At 51.1% G+C, this 16,009-nt stretch carries 20 protein-coding genes; 2 read left to right on the top strand and 18 right to left on the bottom strand.

The features are described 5' to 3' along the window. Nucleotides 1-7: 7 nt before the first annotated feature. The 17 genes from ABD836_RS01630 to ttcA all read right to left on the bottom strand — a co-directional run bounded on the left by ABD836_RS01630 (nucleotide 8) and on the right by ttcA (nucleotide 13,127). Entirely contained in the window at nucleotides 8-577 is a 570-nt protein-coding gene (locus ABD836_RS01630; RefSeq protein WP_344931987.1) for a DsbE family thiol:disulfide interchange protein, read from the bottom strand. Then, nucleotides 564-2,540 carry a heme lyase CcmF/NrfE family subunit gene (locus ABD836_RS01625; protein ID WP_344931985.1) on the bottom strand — a complete coding sequence of 659 codons (1,977 nt, stop codon included), beginning with the start codon at nucleotides 2,538-2,540 and terminating at the stop codon, nucleotides 564-566. The genes ABD836_RS01630 and ABD836_RS01625 overlap by 14 nt, the downstream gene beginning before the upstream one ends. Further along, nucleotides 2,537-2,998: a cytochrome c maturation protein CcmE gene (gene ccmE / locus ABD836_RS01620; RefSeq protein ID WP_344933554.1), complete on the bottom strand. Its 462-nt coding sequence runs from the start codon at nucleotides 2,996-2,998 to the stop codon at nucleotides 2,537-2,539. Before ccmE ends, ABD836_RS01625 begins: the two co-directional genes overlap by 4 nt. A gap of 25 nt (nucleotides 2,999-3,023) precedes the next feature. Further along, nucleotides 3,024-3,212 carry a heme exporter protein CcmD gene (gene ccmD, locus ABD836_RS01615; RefSeq protein WP_344931983.1) on the bottom strand — a complete coding sequence of 63 codons (189 nt, stop codon included), beginning with the start codon at nucleotides 3,210-3,212 and terminating at the stop codon, nucleotides 3,024-3,026. Then, complete coding sequence (locus ABD836_RS01610) at nucleotides 3,202-3,969, bottom strand: heme ABC transporter permease (RefSeq protein ID WP_344933553.1); 768 nt, start codon at nucleotides 3,967-3,969, stop codon at nucleotides 3,202-3,204. The genes ccmD and ABD836_RS01610 overlap by 11 nt, the downstream gene beginning before the upstream one ends. Before the next feature lie 88 nt (nucleotides 3,970-4,057). Further along, on the bottom strand, nucleotides 4,058-4,735 hold the full coding sequence (gene ccmB, locus ABD836_RS01605) for a heme exporter protein CcmB (protein ID WP_344931982.1): 678 nt from the start codon (nucleotides 4,733-4,735) through the stop codon (nucleotides 4,058-4,060). Continuing rightward, nucleotides 4,732-5,364 (bottom strand): cytochrome c biogenesis heme-transporting ATPase CcmA, encoded by a 633-nt coding sequence (gene ccmA, locus ABD836_RS01600; RefSeq protein ID WP_344931981.1) that lies wholly within the window; start codon nucleotides 5,362-5,364, stop codon nucleotides 4,732-4,734. The genes ccmB and ccmA overlap by 4 nt, the downstream gene beginning before the upstream one ends. Nucleotides 5,365-5,519: 155 nt before the next feature. Beyond that, nucleotides 5,520-6,386 (bottom strand): Hpt domain-containing protein, encoded by an 867-nt coding sequence (locus ABD836_RS01595; protein WP_344931980.1) that lies wholly within the window; start codon nucleotides 6,384-6,386, stop codon nucleotides 5,520-5,522. A 114-nt stretch (nucleotides 6,387-6,500) separates the two neighbouring features. Beyond that, nucleotides 6,501-6,875, bottom strand: coding sequence for a chemotaxis response regulator CheY (locus ABD836_RS01590; RefSeq protein ID WP_425583014.1), 375 nt, complete (start codon nucleotides 6,873-6,875; stop codon nucleotides 6,501-6,503). Nucleotides 6,876-6,966: 91 nt separating this feature from the next. Next, nucleotides 6,967-7,815, bottom strand: coding sequence for a MinD/ParA family protein (locus ABD836_RS01585; protein WP_344931979.1), 849 nt, complete (start codon nucleotides 7,813-7,815; stop codon nucleotides 6,967-6,969). Further along, a complete protein-coding gene (locus ABD836_RS01580; RefSeq protein ID WP_344931977.1) occupies nucleotides 7,812-8,369 on the bottom strand; it encodes a hypothetical protein in 558 nt (185 codons plus the stop codon). Before ABD836_RS01580 ends, ABD836_RS01585 begins: the two co-directional genes overlap by 4 nt. A gap of 15 nt (nucleotides 8,370-8,384) precedes the next feature. Continuing rightward, on the bottom strand, nucleotides 8,385-8,813 hold the full coding sequence (gene fliN / locus ABD836_RS01575; protein ID WP_344931975.1) for a flagellar motor switch protein FliN: 429 nt from the start codon (nucleotides 8,811-8,813) through the stop codon (nucleotides 8,385-8,387). Nucleotides 8,814-8,857: 44 nt separating this feature from the next. Next, complete coding sequence (gene fliM, locus ABD836_RS01570) at nucleotides 8,858-9,802, bottom strand: flagellar motor switch protein FliM (RefSeq protein WP_344931973.1); 945 nt, start codon at nucleotides 9,800-9,802, stop codon at nucleotides 8,858-8,860. A 141-nt stretch (nucleotides 9,803-9,943) separates the two neighbouring features. Further along, on the bottom strand, nucleotides 9,944-10,285 hold the full coding sequence (locus tag ABD836_RS01565; RefSeq protein ID WP_344931971.1) for an Hpt domain-containing protein: 342 nt from the start codon (nucleotides 10,283-10,285) through the stop codon (nucleotides 9,944-9,946). 58 nt (nucleotides 10,286-10,343) lie between these two features. Next, nucleotides 10,344-11,360 carry a flagellar motor switch protein FliG gene (locus ABD836_RS01560; RefSeq protein ID WP_344931969.1) on the bottom strand — a complete coding sequence of 339 codons (1,017 nt, stop codon included), beginning with the start codon at nucleotides 11,358-11,360 and terminating at the stop codon, nucleotides 10,344-10,346. Beyond that, the gene (locus tag ABD836_RS01555) at nucleotides 11,347-12,015 is read right to left on the bottom strand and encodes a hypothetical protein (RefSeq protein ID WP_344931968.1); all 669 of its coding nucleotides are present in this window, start codon (nucleotides 12,013-12,015) and stop codon (nucleotides 11,347-11,349) included. Before ABD836_RS01555 ends, ABD836_RS01560 begins: the two co-directional genes overlap by 14 nt. Before the next feature lie 218 nt (nucleotides 12,016-12,233). Beyond that, a complete protein-coding gene (gene ttcA / locus ABD836_RS01550) occupies nucleotides 12,234-13,127 on the bottom strand; it encodes a tRNA 2-thiocytidine(32) synthetase TtcA (RefSeq protein ID WP_344931966.1) in 894 nt (297 codons plus the stop codon). 297 nt (nucleotides 13,128-13,424) lie between these two features. Here ttcA and ABD836_RS01545 point away from each other — a divergent pair, with 297 nt between their 5' ends. Both ABD836_RS01545 and ABD836_RS01540 read left to right on the top strand, forming a co-directional pair. Then, complete coding sequence (locus ABD836_RS01545) at nucleotides 13,425-14,405, top strand: malate dehydrogenase (protein WP_344931964.1); 981 nt, start codon at nucleotides 13,425-13,427, stop codon at nucleotides 14,403-14,405. 179 nt (nucleotides 14,406-14,584) lie between these two features. After that, on the top strand, nucleotides 14,585-15,250 hold the full coding sequence (locus ABD836_RS01540) for a nitroreductase (RefSeq protein WP_344931962.1): 666 nt from the start codon (nucleotides 14,585-14,587) through the stop codon (nucleotides 15,248-15,250). A gap of 171 nt (nucleotides 15,251-15,421) precedes the next feature. Here the strand turns inward: ABD836_RS01540 and ABD836_RS01535 are convergent, their stop codons facing one another. Further along, complete coding sequence (locus ABD836_RS01535; protein ID WP_344931961.1) at nucleotides 15,422-15,892, bottom strand: response regulator; 471 nt, start codon at nucleotides 15,890-15,892, stop codon at nucleotides 15,422-15,424. Nucleotides 15,893-16,009: the final 117 nt, after the last annotated feature.

The raw sequence follows: 16,009 nt of genomic DNA, 5'->3' as shown, positions 1-16,009 counted from the left end.
AAATTCCTCATTGGCTGACCTCGGCACTTACTGGAATCAGCGCCAAGCTATCGATAAGTGGCGCAAATTCACGATCCCAAACGCGCTGATCAAGTGCACCTTGATAGCGAAACCGAACAACACCCGTCGCATCGACGAGATAAGTTTCAGGTGCTCCCGTCACACCAAGGTCTAAACCGAAATCACCGGCAGCGTCAAAAAGCGTCGCCACATAGGGGTTACCCTTCTCAACTAGCCAACGCCTTGACGCGTCTGCAGTATCTTTGTAATCGACGCTGTAAATTTTAACACCCCGTTCAGCGAGTTTAATAAGAAAAGGATGCTCGTAGTGACAAGTAGGGCACCACGTCGCCCACACATTTAGTAAAAACCACTCGCCTTGAATATCACTCTTGGTAAGGATTCTGCCGTCATCCAGCGCAGGCAATGAAAAATCAGGTAACGGTTGGTTCAATAAAGCAGATGGCAGATCGGTAGGTGCATATTCACCGCGCTGCACGCGGCGCTCAACACCAAAAAACATTGCCGCTAGCGCCACAAACACCAGCAGGGGAATAAAGAGTTTAAGCCTTTGCATCATCTGGTCCTTGTTCATTGCGTGGTATTGCAGCTCGGTAGCGTTTATCGCAAATAGCAAGCAAAGCACCCAGTGCCATCAATATGGCACCCAGCCAAATAAAGCGTATAAACGGTTTTACGTGGACCCGCACTGCCCAGGCATGCTCACCAACCGGCTCGCCGAGCGCGATATAGACATCGCGGAGCAAACTGGCGTCTATTGCCGCCTCGGTCATCACTTGTCCGCTACGTGCATGGTAACGGCGCTTTTCTGGATGCATCTCAGCAACGAAATCGCCATCTTGCCAGAGCGTAAAACTTCCGCGTTGGCCTTGGTAATTAGGGCCGGTGATCGACTTAACACCATCAAAGCTCACTTCGTAACCCGACACACTCTCCATTCGTTCCCCGACTTGCATGCGAATATCGCGCTCGTCGTTAAAGCTGGTCACCATGGCCACGCCAAGCACACTGGCGGCAAAACCAATATGCGCCAATAACATCCCGTAGTACGACGGCGTCAAGCGGCGCAAGCCGTTGAGAAAATTTGGTGCATTGCGGGTTTTACTGCGTAAATTAACCAAGCTGCTCAACACAACCCACGCTGTCAGCAATACGCCAATCGTGGCGCCAATGTGAAACTCACCGGCAAGGCTGGTAGGTAAAATCAACGCAATTAACATACTGCTCACAAAAGCGCCAAGTAACGAGCGCCACCAACGGCCCGCATTTGTGCGTTTCCACTGAGAAGACGGGCCGATACCCACAAGCAGCGCCAGCAAACACATTAGCGGGACAAAAATAGCATTAAAATACGGCGGCCCCACTGAGTATTTACCAAGGCCAGCAAAATCCATAATGAGTGGAAATAAGGTACCCAAGAGCACCGTCATGGCCGCAACCAACAGGACAATATTATTGGCGAGTAGCAGCGCTTCTCGTGACACCCACCCAAAACTTGGGGCCGTTTTGCTTGCAGGCGCCTTCAGGGCGTAGAGCGTTAACGAGCCACCGACAACTAAAAACAAAAAAGCTAGTATAAACATCCCTCGGGTGGGGTCGGCCGCAAATGCATGCACCGAGGTTAATACCCCAGAGCGAACCAAAAATGTGCCTAATAAGCTCAAGGAAAAGGCAAATATCGCCAACAGTAAAGTCCAGCTTTTGAAGACGCCCCGCTTTTCAGTAACCGCTAGCGAATGAATCAAAGCAGTACCAACCAACCACGGCATGAACGAGGCATTTTCGACCGGGTCCCAAAACCACCAGCCGCCCCAACCTAATTCGTAATAAGCCCACCAACTGCCCAGCGCGATACCTACGGTTAAAAACAACCAGGCGGTATTTGTCCAAGGGCGAGACCAGCGCGCCCAACTGGCGTCCATACGCCCGCTGAGTAGGGCCGCAATAGCAAACGAGAAAGCAACTGAAAAACCAACGTAACCGACATAGAGCATTGGTGGGTGAATCACCATGCCTGGGTCTTGCAATAATGGATTCAAATCCTGACCGTCAAGCGGCGCGTTTAAAAGATGCCGCGCGAAAGGATTAGAGGTAAATAAAGAAAAGCTAAAAAAGCCGACAGCGATCATGCCCATCACGGCCAGTACTCTGGCGAGAATTTCGCGGGGCAATTGCCGTGAAAAAATCGCTACCGCCACTGTCCACAGCGTTAATATTTCCAACCACAGCAACAACGAGCCTTCATGCCCGCCCCACAAAGCGCTGAATTTATAGGCCACAGGGAGTAGCGAATTAGACTGCGCCGCGACGATATCTACTGAAAAATCGTCCGTCATAAATGCATAGACGAGGCAAATCATTGCGATTGTCGTGAACAAAAATTGCGCAAAGCTCAAGTAGCGCGCCGATGCCATCGCCAATTGATCGCCACGCTGCACACCCCAGAGAGGTAAAACAGCCAGCACTAATGCAAAACAAAAACCGAGGATAAGGGCAAAATGGCCCAGCTCTACAATCACGGGGTATCCTTCTTTTCTAGTTCGGCACGTTGGGCAGCTGAGTTTTTCAAGGCGTCGCTGACTTCTGGCGGCATATAGGTTTCATCGTGTTTGGCGAGTACTTCACTCGCGTAAAAATCACCGTCTTCGGCCAACTGCCCTGAGACAACGACGCCTTCGCCCTCGGCAAACAAATCAGGCAGAATCCCTTCGTATTCCACTGTCACTTCAGCGCTATAGTCGGTTACCACAAAGCGAATTTTCAAACTGTCGGTGGCGCGCTGAATACTACCTTCTTTAACCATTCCACCGGCTCGAATAGATTTACCGACCGGCGCTTTACCTGCTGCTATTTCCGCTGGCGGGTAAAATAAATTTATATTTTCCTTTAAGGCGTAGCCGAGCAAGCCAGCAGCCAAACTCGCCGCCAGTAGAATAAAGATAATGATCATCAAGCGCTGTTTACGCTGTGGGTGCATTGCCATAAATTTTACTCTTTGCCTTTCACTTGTTACGAGCATTTGCCTGTTTGCGGCGAACCACTGTCCGCACCATATCCTCTGCGCTGCGACGACGGCGACGCGCCTCGGCAATAAGACCAACTAGCACCAGCGCGGTAATGCCATAGCAAAACCACACATAAGGGCCGTGGCCATTCATGACCATCAGTTCGCTAACCGATTCAAAGTACATTATTGCTCTCCGCCCTATTCGCGTCCCCACAAACAATATCTTGCACCCAGCGGGTATTGCGCTCACGATCAAGTATTTCTGCCCGCGTAAACAGCAACATTGCCCAGCCAAAAAACAGATACATACCAGACAGTGTCGCCATCAGCGGCCGCAACATACTCAGGTGAATCGTTGACTCGCCAATAAAGCGAATGCTGGCGGGCTGATGCAGGCTATACCACCACTCTACCGACCAATAAATTATAGGAATGTTCACTGCGCCAACAATAACCAACACCGCACAGGCTTTGGCGGCAGCCTCGCGATTTTCAAAGGCTTGGTGCAAAGCAATAACACCGAGATACAAAAAGAACAGAATCAATACCGAGGTAATACGCGCATCCCATACCCACCAGGTTCCCCAAGTCGGCTTACCCCAAACCGCGCCAGTTAATAACGCCAGAAAAGTTAATGACGCGCCGATGGGCGCAATGGCCTTCATCACCATTGCCGCGAGCTTCATTCGCCAAATCAAATGAATCGCACCAGCGATTGCCATCATCATGTAAGCGCCCATGGCCACTGCTGATGCAGGCACATGCACGTATATAATACGAAAACTATTCCCCTGCTTAAAATCAGGGGGCACCAATGCCAAACCCCAAACAGCGCCGCCAACCAGCAGCAACAGCGCCAGCGTTGCCACCCACGGTAGCAGGCGTCCACTAAACTGGTAAAACCAGCGCGGCGACCCCCATTTATGAAACGTAGTCCAAATTGACAAAACTATTCTCTCTTTTCGCTAAAGCTTATTGCCGCAGGCCAGATCGATTACCGCGCAGCAGTATACCAGATACAAAGCGCGACTACTGATCGACACTGATTCGCAAGGCGCCACATATCGCCAGTGGCGCCAAGGCCAAGGAGACCAGAAAAAATACGGCCAACATAGCCAGCTGCGGAAGATACAAACCACCCTCGACAGCCGATTTCACCGCGCTACTACCGAAAATAAGCACAGGAATATATAAGGGTAGAATGATTAGTGACAGCAACAACCCGCCCTTCCGCAGCCCTACGGTGAGCGCGGCGCCGATGGCGCCAATAAAACTCAATACCGCGCTGCCTAACGCCAAGCTGGCCATTAAGGCACCCATCCCCGCCATAGGTAAATGCAGCAAAACACCGAGTAGCGGCGAAAGTAAGCTCAAGGGCAAGCCACTTAGCAGCCAGTGCGCGAGCGTTTTTGCAATCACTTGTGGGTACAGAGCTTGGTGGCTCAACAGCATCTGCTCTAGCGTGCCATCGTCGTAATCGCTGCGAAATACGGTATCGCTGGCCAACAATGAGGCCAGCAAGGCCACTACCCACAAAATACCTGGCGCCAGTTCGGCCAAGCGCTCCGGTTGCGGGCCGATCCCCAGCGGAAAAAGCGCGCACACCATAATAAAAAACACCAGCGGGTTCGACCATTCACTGCCGCGTCGCGCGGCAGCAAGTAGATCTCTGCGCAGTACAGCAAGCCCTAAGCTGAATAAGCTCATGAGCCCTCCCCGAGTTCAATGACCCGCAGGGGACGACTTATCCCAAGGCGATGATGGGTTGTTAATAAAACTGTCCCGCCACCGTCGGCAAAGTCGCTGATCCACGCTTCTATTTCTGCCACGCCACGTTGATCAATCGCCGTGAAAGGCTCATCCAAGATCCAGAGCTGCGCGGGAATACAAAATAATCTAGCAAGATTCACACGCCGCTGTTGGCCAGCAGACAGGCTATAACAGGCTTGTTCCTCAAATCCGCGCAAACCAACTTTAAGCAAAGCCTCACGGATTTGATTATCGTTATTTTGTAAACCGCGTAGCGCACAAGACCAGCGCAAATTTTCGAGTGGGCTCAAGCCAGCTTTAATCCCAGCGCCGTGACCAATATAGAGAAGCTGTTGAAGGTAGTCCGCGCGTTGCTGGTTCAGCGAATTATTGTGCCAAAGGATGTCGCCCTGATAGCGGCTCGATAACCCTGCCAATATTCGTAGCAAGCTCGTTTTACCGCTGCCATTAGGCCCGGCAATTTGCAGCACGTCACCGGCATTTAACGTAAAGCACAGATCGCCGAACAGTACGCGATCATCTCGCTCACTGTAGAGTTGTCTTACCTCCAGCCCCGTATCCGCCAAAATCACTCCTGTAGCAGGCCAACATCGCGCGGGCCCCAGCATCTGTCAAAACGCTGCAAGTATATACGAAGAGAAGCGGAATATAGTGGCAAAACAGCGCTGGCATTGCGCAAATTTAATAATTAAGGAGACGTCACCGAGAAATTTGCAGTGCGCTAACGAGGCTTGGCTCGCTCACCCAACCAGGTTTCTAAATCCTGAGTAACCAAATCGAGGTATGCCAAGGCTTTATCGAGCTCCGTTTTGTGATCGAGGTCCTGAAAGCGCATCAAGCGATTTCGCACCCAGCAGAGCTCCTGAACCAAATGAGCAATACTGTCGTCGTTACTCGGGGTAGCCGCGGCACTCTGCGCCGCTGGCCGAGCTAAGGTCTCAACATCAACGCTAGCAGACGCTGCGCTGCGATCGTTAGGACGAAGCGATGTCGGCCCGCGGCCTTTGCCGTAGAGCGTATCGAGTATATTTTCAAACTCGTCGTCGGTGATTTGCGCGGCGGTATCAGACTTGATCATCGCCGACGCCTCCAGCCGCACATCAGAGCCAGACTTGCGCTGACTTAGCCGTCCGTCGAAGAACAAACCCATCGAATCAGCATCGGAGCGCGTTGATACAACGGTATTTGCTGATTTATCACTGCCGTTAGTAGCCCGAATCAAACGCTGCTTTAGCTCATCACTTACCGATTCAGGCGGCTGATGATTAATACGCCGGGCCAGCATGACTTCAATCGCCGTCACGGCATTTAAAATCAGCGAAACGACTCCTGGACTCAAGGACAAGCGGCGGGTCCGCAGGCGCTCCATTAAGCGCTCAGATAACTGCGCGCACTCTACGAGCTCCGGCAGGCCAAGTACGCTGGCGCCGCCATGCAGCGTGTGAAATCCGCGATGAATATCGTCAAGGACGCGCTGACCGTCATAGCCATATTGCAATTCAGCTAATTGCTCGGATAAGCGCTGGACAATCTCTTCGGCTTCCGCCAAAAAGATCGCCATAATGCCTTCATGTTCGATTCTATTCACACCGTACTCACTTAGATCTCGCTACTACGCTTGCGAGACGACCACTCATTCTTTTTATTATGTACAAATAAGCGCTAAGCGACTGTAAGACCGGTCACAATCTCGGCAGTTATCTTAGCTGCCGACTCTGGCAAAAATACGCGTAATTTTGCTTTCGAGCATCGCTGCAGTGAAGGGTTTAACGATATAACCATTAACGCCTGCTTCGGCAGCCTCAATAATTTGCTCACGGTGCGCATCGGCGGTAATCATCAATACAGGGATATGGCAAAGCCGGCGATCAGCACGAATTGCGCGCAACAGGTCTAAGCCCGACATATGCGGCATGAGCAAATCCGTAATAACGAAATCAAACTGCTGATTGTGCAGCATAGGCAAGGCCGCCAAACCATCATCAGCCTCGCTAACGTAGTGGTAGCCTAAATCACCAAGCAAATTGCGGATAATTCGCCGCATGGTAGAGAAGTCCTCCACCACCAAAATCCGCATTTCACTGCGCAGGCCCGACGTTGGCGACGCCGGATCACTCGATTCCTGATTGTAGCCGAAGGGGTTAGGCGACGATAATTTATCCGAGCGATCATTCATAGTTATGTTCAACTGCAGCGCGATTGCTCACATCCATTGCGGTTAATTGCTCAACAAAAAACAATAAGTGCCCCTCGACCCGACTAGGCAAGGGCCAAGCAAGCAGTTTATTGCCAAGCGCCCGCAAGGCTCTCGCGGAGACGCTGCTCGGCGCATTTAGTATCACTGGGCGTCGCTGGCGTACCGCGTCACGCAAATTTTGATCAAAAGGGACCGCGCCAGTATAAATCAGCGCCACATCAATAAACTGTCGACACACGCTATTCAGCGTCTCAAACAATTGCAGCCCTTCGGCGTCGTCAGCCACCATATTGGCCACAATACGAAATCGACTGCGACCAAAATCCCGATTCAGCAATTTGATCATGGCATAGGCATCTGTGATCGAACTTGGCTCATTGCAAACCACAAGCAAAACCTCATGCGCGGCGCAAACAAAATTCACAACCGAATCTGAGATGCCCGCGGCGGTATCGACAATAAGTACGTCTAACTGCTCAGCGATATCACTAAAAGCGCGAATTAAGCCCGCATGTTCAAGACTCGAGAGCATTGTTAGTCGGCGGGTGCCTGAGGAGGCTGGAATAATTTTAATCCCCGCTGGCCCCGTCAACATCACCTCCTGCAGTGAACAGTCACCGGAAAGTACATCTTCGATGGTTTTGCTACTGCGCAAACCCAACAGCACATCGATATTCGCCAGGCCAAAGTCAGCGTCCAGAATAACGACGCGCTTACCAGCTTCGGCTAAGGCAATACTGAGATTAATCGCAACATTGGTTTTTCCTACACCGCCTTTGCCGCCACTCACCGCGATAACTTGCACTGGCCGCCGATTCACGCCGCGCCCCCCGCCGTGGGTACGGCATTGACTTGCCACTGCATAAAGGGCAGCCGCCTAGAGTAATCCGCGATTTGCTCTACATTACACATAGCCATGATTTTTTTAACAAGACGCTGATCAATATCTTGCACATCCACTAAAAGCACCAAGCGGCCCGCATCGACCTCGGGCTGGAAATCTTTTAAATCTGGATTATCTTCGGTCAGGCCAACAAACCCACCCTCCCATGCGCCAAAACACAAAAAGCCTAACGGTAGGGAATTAAAAAGTATCGCACGTGCCAAGCCTTCTTCTAGCTTAAAGACCGCCGTAAAGATCATCACTAATAAACAGCCAAGTAGAAAACCCCAAAACCCGCCGCGCCATGCCCGGCCGTATAAATTACTTAGTAGCGTCACTGGCGCCACCGGCACACCCAAACGCTGAACATCCGCGGCATGCTTGCTGACCACACACCAGCGCCAACCCGTTAAGTGCGGCTGATCAAGCATACAGGCAACTTCTTGGAGATTGGCCGGCGACTTACTGATAAATATAAGGCGGTGTTTCATGCAATCATCCTGATCTTACCGTAAGGACTGTAAGCGCTCTGCTGGGCTTACGACTTCGGTTAACCTTATCCCGAGCTTATCCTCGACAACAACAACCTCGCCACGGGCGACCAAGGTACCGTTAACTAAAACATCAAGCGGTTCACCGGCCTGTCGATCTAATTCAACTATGGCGCCCTGATGCAACTGCAATAAATCTCGGATAGGCATATCGGCACCACCAACTTCAAGCGTGATACGCACCGGAATATCAAGCACCATATCCAAGTCCGGCGCCACGGGCTTGCGATCCCTGAGCCGCGCACCAGCACTCTGGAACGCACCCGCACCCTGAAACGCTTCCCGCGGCGGTTCTGTGCGCGGCGCGCCGGCACCAAGATCAGCTGCTTCAATCTCTTCTTTTAATGCGCGGCGCTGGCGGCGCAATTCTTCTTGATTATCCATTGGGCCTCTCTCTACGCGAGTTATTCATTACATGACGCTCATAACTAAATGATTTTAAGGGCCAACTGACCATTAGCTACGCCCAAACTTGCGCTAGCCATGGCAATACCACCTGCTTTTAACACCGAACGCTGACCAGCCCCCAGTGGAATAATATCGCCAACCTTCATGCTCGCGACTTCGCGCAAGCTCAACACAGGCTCTGCTATGGTACAACGCGTCGCCACCCGCAGTTCCATCAGCGAATCACGCAAAGCGGCTTGCCAGTAGGGATCGTCTACCGCCTGATCGGTACTTTCGCTTCTACTCAACTGTTCCCGTACTGGCTCCAACATTAACTGCGGCAAAGTAATATGAAACTCACCGCCACCACCACCCTCTAGCTCTATTTGGAAACGGCATAACACCACGGTTTCAGCATTGGCGGCAATTGCCGCCATGGCGGGGTTAACCTCCATAGCAAAACCCTCGCACTGCACATCCTGCACCAAAGTCCAGGCCTGCTGGTAATCGCCGAGTGCGCGCTGAACTAAGCGAGATAGCACCCTGCGCTCAACAGGGCTAAAGTCTCGCCCGTCAGCGCTACCCTGCCCGCCACTGCCGCCAAAAAACATATCGACCAATCTAAAAACAAGGCGCGCATCAAAGACCAACATTGCCGCTCCTTTCAGCGGATGCACGCGCAGCAAATTTAAACTGGTGGGAACATAGAGCGAATGGAGGTACTCGCTATAGGGTAAAAACTGCAAATCCAGCGCGATAACATCGACGCCTTGTCCCAAAACATCGGAAATACTGTCTCTAAATCGCTCGGCAAACCGCTTATTAATTTGCTCCAAGCCCGGCAGGCGACGTTTTTTGGGCTGCCGCCGACTAGCCAGATCAAAAGCTTGCGCAGGCGCCTCGGCATTCTCCGCACGAAAATCCTGCGCTTGCACATTGGCTAGCAGAGCATCGATCTCGGCCTGGGACAGTAAATCTTTAACCATAGGTAGGTACACCAGTCAGCACTGACAAGAAGTAACGCTACTCGCAATGCAAAGGCTACGCCAATTAATTATTATAATAATATCAACAACTTACAAAACTCTAGTGTCAGTTTATTGACACCGTAAGCAGAATCTAGCGTTTTAGCTCTGTAGCAACCATTTATTAAGCGACACCATGGCCTCTTCAAAGCTGCGCTGGGTATTTCCAAAGTCCTGTTCTATACCACTAAAACTGGCATCACGACCCCGCAATTCCAGCCCACGAAATTGTTGTGACAGACTCAATGCCCCTAGAGTTGCCGCGCCGCCTTTTAAACTGTGAGCAGTCTGCCTTAACGTTTCTGCATCATGGTTCTCTATCGCTTGCGCAATCTGAATCAATCGCTCCCGCGTATCAGCTTCAAACTCTGTTATTAAAATATGGACATCGGCGTCCATAAATTCACGCAATTCTGCTAACAGACTTAAATCCAAAGATTTCATTTATACGCCTTATGCAACGCTCGGCCCCACAGCGTTCAATATCACTGCGTTCAAGACCTTAAAACACGTCTATTTTACGCGCATCGAGTATTATTTCACCCACTGCCGCCATCTGTTTTGCAATGCTAACGATCTCGGCTCGCGCCGACGCAATTTCAGCAGCACTAAAGCGCGAGCCAAGCGCAGTGATCGCCGCCAACTTCTCCCCAGGCAAACAGGCAAGCAGCTGCTTACGCAGTTCTGCGTCCGCGCCACGCATGGCCGGCGCTAGAACTTCTGGCGCCAGCTGTGCCAGCAATATCGACATATCTCTCGCAGCCATATTACTAATCTGAGCAAAACCAAACATCAACTCCTCGACACTCGCAGCACTTTCCGGCTGAGCGGAGCGTAAGCCATTCAATAACGCACTCTCGGTTCCTACATCCAATTCATTTAATAAATTGGCGGCCATATTGCGGCCCTTCAAAACTCGACCAACCGGGCGACCAAGGTCATTAAAGTACTGCTCCAGCAGCCAATCCAATTCAAGCAATGCCGCCGGCGTTAGGGATTTCAGGGAGGCCAAGCGCGCCAAAATATCAACGCGCTTAGCTTCTTCAAATTGAAGTAAAACCTCACTCGCCAGGCGAGATTCTAAACATGCAATCACAACGGTTTGTATCTGGGGGTGCTCACGATGAATAATGCCGGCAATGGTTGAGGCATCTAGCCATTTTAATTTAGCAATGTGTTTGGACTCACCATGAAATGCCAAGCGGTCGCTGACTAATTTGGCACGCTCATCACCCAACGCCTCTTCAAGTAGGCCTCGCACCGCATCGCTGGCCCCCGGCCGAACCCCAGAAAACCCCCTCACATCGACATGAAAGCGATGTAAAACTGACAAAAACTCGGCGTTATTTGGCGTTGATAGGGCCGTCATTGCCACCGCAAGCTGGTGTAAATCACGCGGTGGCATTGCGCGCATTACTGCCGCGGCATCTTCCTTATCCAAGGACATTAGCAGTGCTGCTGCTTGCTCCGTGCTAGACAGCGCGACAGAGCCAGCGTTTACCATATCAGAGCTGCTCATCGTTTAACCAAGCACTCAACACCCCTGCAACGCGCGCAGGCTCATGCCTTGCCATCGACTTCAGTTCAAGCAGCTGCGTTTGATAGTCATTGGCCTGCTGTAATGCGGCGTTTTCGCGGCCACGTTGCAGACGTTTAAACCAAAAACCGAGCAACACTAGCGCCAGTAGACCGCCCCCAGCAATAGCGCGCTGAAGTAGTAACTGCGGCACGCGAAATGCGTCTACTCCTGCTTTACCACTGTTCAAGGCGGCAAACGCGTATGACTTAACAATAATACGATCACCGCGCTCTTTCTGCAGAGCCAAGCCAGCCCAGAGGATGTTTTGCAGGCTTTTTTCAAGCTCTTCATCCGGCGTCGCACGGTTAACGAGGAGAGTAAGCTGCCTAGCGCGGAACTTAGTGTCATCGATTAACACCGCCAGACGAAAATCCGCTGGCGCCAGCAGTGTTTCAATCAGTTGAGCTGACTGGCGTTGCAACTGCATTTCACGCTGACTTAAATCGTCACCAAGCGGACTTGTATCTACATAAGTTTGTACTTGCGAGCTATTGGCCCACTGCCAAACGGCCTGACCGACCAAGCCGCCACCAACCAGTAATAACACCGAGAGCAATCCCGTTATTAATTTATCTGCCCATCCTTCTTTAAGCACCGCGCATTCCACCACCTTTCATATTGAATTCGTCATTTTTTTGACAAACCACCAATAACACCCAACGTCATCCGTCATATTATTGACAAAAAACCGTACAACCGAGGTAATTCTAGGTTTTACGGTCTATGGAAAGGGGATAATGCAGAAAATGGGCCAGCGCCAATACGCTAGCCACAGGCCGCTATACTTAACGGACAGGCCTACTGAAGGAGCAACTAAAGCTGAGTGATCTCGATGTAATCGCTTCTAGATGACAAAGGTACGCCGCCAGAGTCAACCGTTTGCGAGGAGTCAAAACCGTATTCTTTGCGTTCACCACTGCGATCTATCGTGAGGCTGGCAAAATCAAATAACTCAGCGTCGGCCATTTGCGAGGGGGCAATATTCTGCATTGACGAGAAAATTTTCTCTATGCGACTGCCGTCCTGTTTTTCCCAATCCAGCAGCATTTTACGAATATTCTGCCGCTGTAAATTCTCCTGCGAACCACAGAGATTACAGGGAATAATGGGGAATTCTTTGTATTGAGAAAACGCCTCAATATCCGATTCACGGCAATAGGCCAGCGGCCGAATGACAATATTGCGCTTGTCGTCAGACAGGAGCTTTGGCGGCATGCCGGACAGGCGCGAACCGTAAAACATATTTAAAAACAGGGTTTGCACAATATCGTCTTTATGATGACCCAAGGCGATTTTAGTCGCACCAATCTCTTCAGCAAAGGCGTACAGGGTGCCACGACGCAGCCGCGAGCAAAGACCACAAGTGGTTTTACCTTCCGGGATTTTTTGCTTAACGATCGAATAGGTATCTTTGTTAACGATGTAATACTCAATACCGAGCCCGTCGAGGTACTCCGGCAGAATATGCTCTGGATAGAACGGCTGCTTCTGATCCATATTGACCGCCACCAGCTCAAATTTCACCGGCGCGCTCTTTTGCAGGTTCATTAAAATTTCCAGCATGGTGTAGCTGTCTTTGCCCCCTGACAGGCACACCATCACCCGATCACCCTCCTCGATCATTTTATAATCGTCAATCGCCTGACCGGCATGGCGGCGCAAACGTTTCTGGAGCTTGTTGAATTCGAGCTTTGGCAAACTGGACATAGCACACAAATCAATCGTAATCTGGGGCCCAGCATTATATAGAAACGCCAATAATGCGGCTACAAAGTAAGCAATCTAATCGCCAGACTATAAAATAAACGACCGTATTTGCCCTCGCAGGCCGGCGGCACTGGCAATCTGCAGTCGAGATGACTATCATTAGCGCGCCAAAATCAGCTGGCACGAGGTGTATTGGACACGGCCAGACCCCGGCACGGGTGCATGTCGGACTGTGTAATCCACATCCGATCGCACCCGCTCAAAATTTTCGCCACTCATCACAAAGGGAATCGCCCCATGAAACAAGCAGTTCGCGTCACCGTTACCGGTGCAGCCGGCCAAATTGGCTACGCTCTACTTTTCCGTATCGCCTCTGGCGCCATGTTGGGCGACGATCAGCCCGTTATTTTGCACCTGCTCGACATCACTCCAGCAATGGATGCCCTGCAAGGCGTGCGCATGGAGCTTGAAGACTGTGCATTCCCATTATTAGCCGGTGTTGTTTGTACTGACGACCCGAATGTTGGCTTTAAAGATTCCGACTACGCCCTACTTGTTGGTGCCCGTCCACGCGGTCCTGGCATGGAGCGTAAAGATTTGCTCGAAGCAAACGCAGCAATCTTCTCTGTTCAAGGCAAGGCCATTGATCAGAACGCCAGCAAAAACATCAAAGTATTGGTTGTTGGTAACCCAGCTAACACCAACGCCCTAATCGCTCAGCGTAACGCGCCATCAATCAGCCCACGCAACTTCACTGCTATGACCCGCTTGGATCACAACCGCGCCATGACTCAGATTGCTATCAAAACTGGCAAAACTGTAAACGACGTTAGCAATATGACCATTTGGGGCAACCACTCTGCGACTCAGTACCCAGATCTGTTCAATGCCAAAGTTTCTGGCCAAACAGCGAGTGATCTGGTTGATCAAGCATGGCTCGAAGGCGACTTCATCCCGACTGTTCAACAGCGCGGCGCAGCCATCATTAAAGCCCGTGGCGCATCTTCTGCCGCATCTGCAGCTAACGCCGCAATCGGCCACGTGCGCAGCTGGGCACTGGGCACCGAAGGCGACGATTGGGTTTCTATGGGTGTATACAGCGACGGCAGCTACGGCATTGCTGAAGGCCTGATTTACTCATTCCCTTGCCGCTGCAAAGATGGCGAGTGGGAAATTGTTCAAGGCGTTGACGTGAATGACTTCAGCCGCGCAAAAATGCAAGCTTCTGAGCAAGAGCTCGCTGAAGAGCGCGACGGCGTAAAACACTTGCTTCCTTAAGACTTAAGCAAGTATAAAAGGCGACCTTCGGGTCGCCTTTTTTGTGCCCCAATAAAAACCAGCACCACAAAACACAGAATAAAAACAGCGGTGACAGCTGTTTAAAAATACCTTATCTTAACTCTTTTGTTTTCACTGAAAACTTACATTACTTTATTCGGTAACACAGGATGCACACCATGAATGTCTCAGATGCCATCTCGGCGCGCCGTTCAATTCGCGGCTTTAAACCAGACCCGGTCGCACCCGAGCTACTCGAGAAAATATTCACTACCGCAAGCTTGGCACCCTCGAACTGCAATACCCAGCCTTGGCATATTGTCGTGGTTTCTGGCCAAGCAAGAATCGACTTACAAACGGCTATTTTTGCAGAAATGAGCGCGGGCAAAGCGCCCTCTCCAGCCTTTCCACCCGGCGACCAAGGCCTAACCGGTGACTATAAAGACCGCCAATACCAATGCGCTTTTGGTTACTACGGTACCATGGGCATCGAGCGCCACGAAAAAGACAAGCGCTTTGCGCTTATGATGAAAAACTGGGAGTTCTTTGGCGCACCCCATGTCGCCTTCATTTCCATGCCGACCAGCATGGGCCCAGTCAATGCAATTGATGTCGGCATTTACCTTCAAACTCTCATGCTAGTATTAGTTGAACACGGACTGGCTAGCTGCCCACAGGGCGCGCTCGCCTTTTACCCAGATGAAGTCAAAAAGATCGCCAACATCCCAGAAGGCAATGGCATTATTTGCGGGCTTTCCTTTGGCTACGAAGAAGTTGGCGCACAGATAAACAAAGTGATCATGGATCGCGCACCGCTAGCCGACACGGTACAGTTTATTAGTTAGGAATTTTGGTGGCGACAACACCACGCAGATGGCTTTTCCGCGAGCCATCTGCGTGCATACGAATAACACTAAAAACACCTGGACCCGCCATACTCGCTGACCTAAGCCGCCATCACACGCATTAATAATTTGTACAGCGCTCTTTAAGTCTGCTTCAATACTCCTACTGCACTAGGCTTTGCTATCAACACTAACCAAACCCGGTAACTTCGGCAAGGAAGGCCTGTTTTTGAAGCGACGAAGTGAACGAACCCCAGCCTGCAATCTCACACGCAATTCCTCACGCCATGCCGGTTTGGCAAGATAGTCATCAGCACCAGCGTCCATAGCCGCGATCAAATCAACCGACGCATTGCGCCCCGTTAACATAATAAAGTAGGGCCGACCTAAATCGTCGTCGCCCGCGAGCCGCTGACAAAGCTCCAAGCCGGTCATTTCTGGCATTAACCAATCACAGAGCACGATATCCACTTCATGCTTCTTTAAAAACCGCAGGGCTTCGATCGCATTTTCAGCGAGAATCGGCGTCATACCCATCGACTGCAAAATCGCCTGCAAACGCATTCTCTCGACTCGGCTATCTTCCACAACCAACACTCGTACAAGGCCCTGGCCAGGATTTTCTGCAGATGAATCGCTCATTACTACTACTCCACTAAGGTATAGATACCAATAGCGTTGCATTTATTACGCCGCACTAAAAAATTAGAGAGTAAACCCATTACCCACTGTTTCTAAACAACTTTTTTCTGGCGAGCA

The sequence above is a fragment of the Zhongshania borealis genome, from assembly GCF_039539625.1.
Lineage (GTDB): Bacteria > Pseudomonadota > Gammaproteobacteria > Pseudomonadales > Spongiibacteraceae > Spongiibacter > Spongiibacter borealis.
This window is presented reverse-complemented; position numbering and strand designations above follow the sequence as displayed.

Coding starts and splice junctions, on each gene's coding strand:
- ABD836_RS01580 (WP_344931977.1), bottom strand. CDS start 8,369: ATGAAACACCGCCTTATATTTATCAGTAAGTCGCCGGCCAATCTCCAA.
- ABD836_RS01540 (WP_344931962.1), top strand. CDS start 14,585: ATGAATGTCTCAGATGCCATCTCGGCGCGCCGTTCAATTCGCGGCTTT.
- ABD836_RS01545 (WP_344931964.1), top strand. CDS start 13,425: ATGAAACAAGCAGTTCGCGTCACCGTTACCGGTGCAGCCGGCCAAATT.
- ccmE (WP_344933554.1), bottom strand. CDS start 2,998: ATGCACCCACAGCGTAAACAGCGCTTGATGATCATTATCTTTATTCTA.
- ttcA (WP_344931966.1), bottom strand. CDS start 13,127: ATGTCCAGTTTGCCAAAGCTCGAATTCAACAAGCTCCAGAAACGTTTG.
- ABD836_RS01565 (WP_344931971.1), bottom strand. CDS start 10,285: ATGAAATCTTTGGATTTAAGTCTGTTAGCAGAATTGCGTGAATTTATG.
- fliN (WP_344931975.1), bottom strand. CDS start 8,813: ATGGATAATCAAGAAGAATTGCGCCGCCAGCGCCGCGCATTAAAAGAA.
- ABD836_RS01630 (WP_344931987.1), bottom strand. CDS start 577: ATGCAAAGGCTTAAACTCTTTATTCCCCTGCTGGTGTTTGTGGCGCTA.
- ABD836_RS01590 (WP_425583014.1), bottom strand. CDS start 6,875: ATGCGGATTTTGGTGGTGGAGGACTTCTCTACCATGCGGCGAATTATC.
- ABD836_RS01535 (WP_344931961.1), bottom strand. CDS start 15,892: ATGAGCGATTCATCTGCAGAAAATCCTGGCCAGGGCCTTGTACGAGTG.
- ccmB (WP_344931982.1), bottom strand. CDS start 4,735: ATGAGCTTATTCAGCTTAGGGCTTGCTGTACTGCGCAGAGATCTACTT.
- fliM (WP_344931973.1), bottom strand. CDS start 9,802: ATGGTTAAAGATTTACTGTCCCAGGCCGAGATCGATGCTCTGCTAGCC.
- ccmD (WP_344931983.1), bottom strand. CDS start 3,212: ATGTACTTTGAATCGGTTAGCGAACTGATGGTCATGAATGGCCACGGC.
- ABD836_RS01560 (WP_344931969.1), bottom strand. CDS start 11,360: ATGAGCAGCTCTGATATGGTAAACGCTGGCTCTGTCGCGCTGTCTAGC.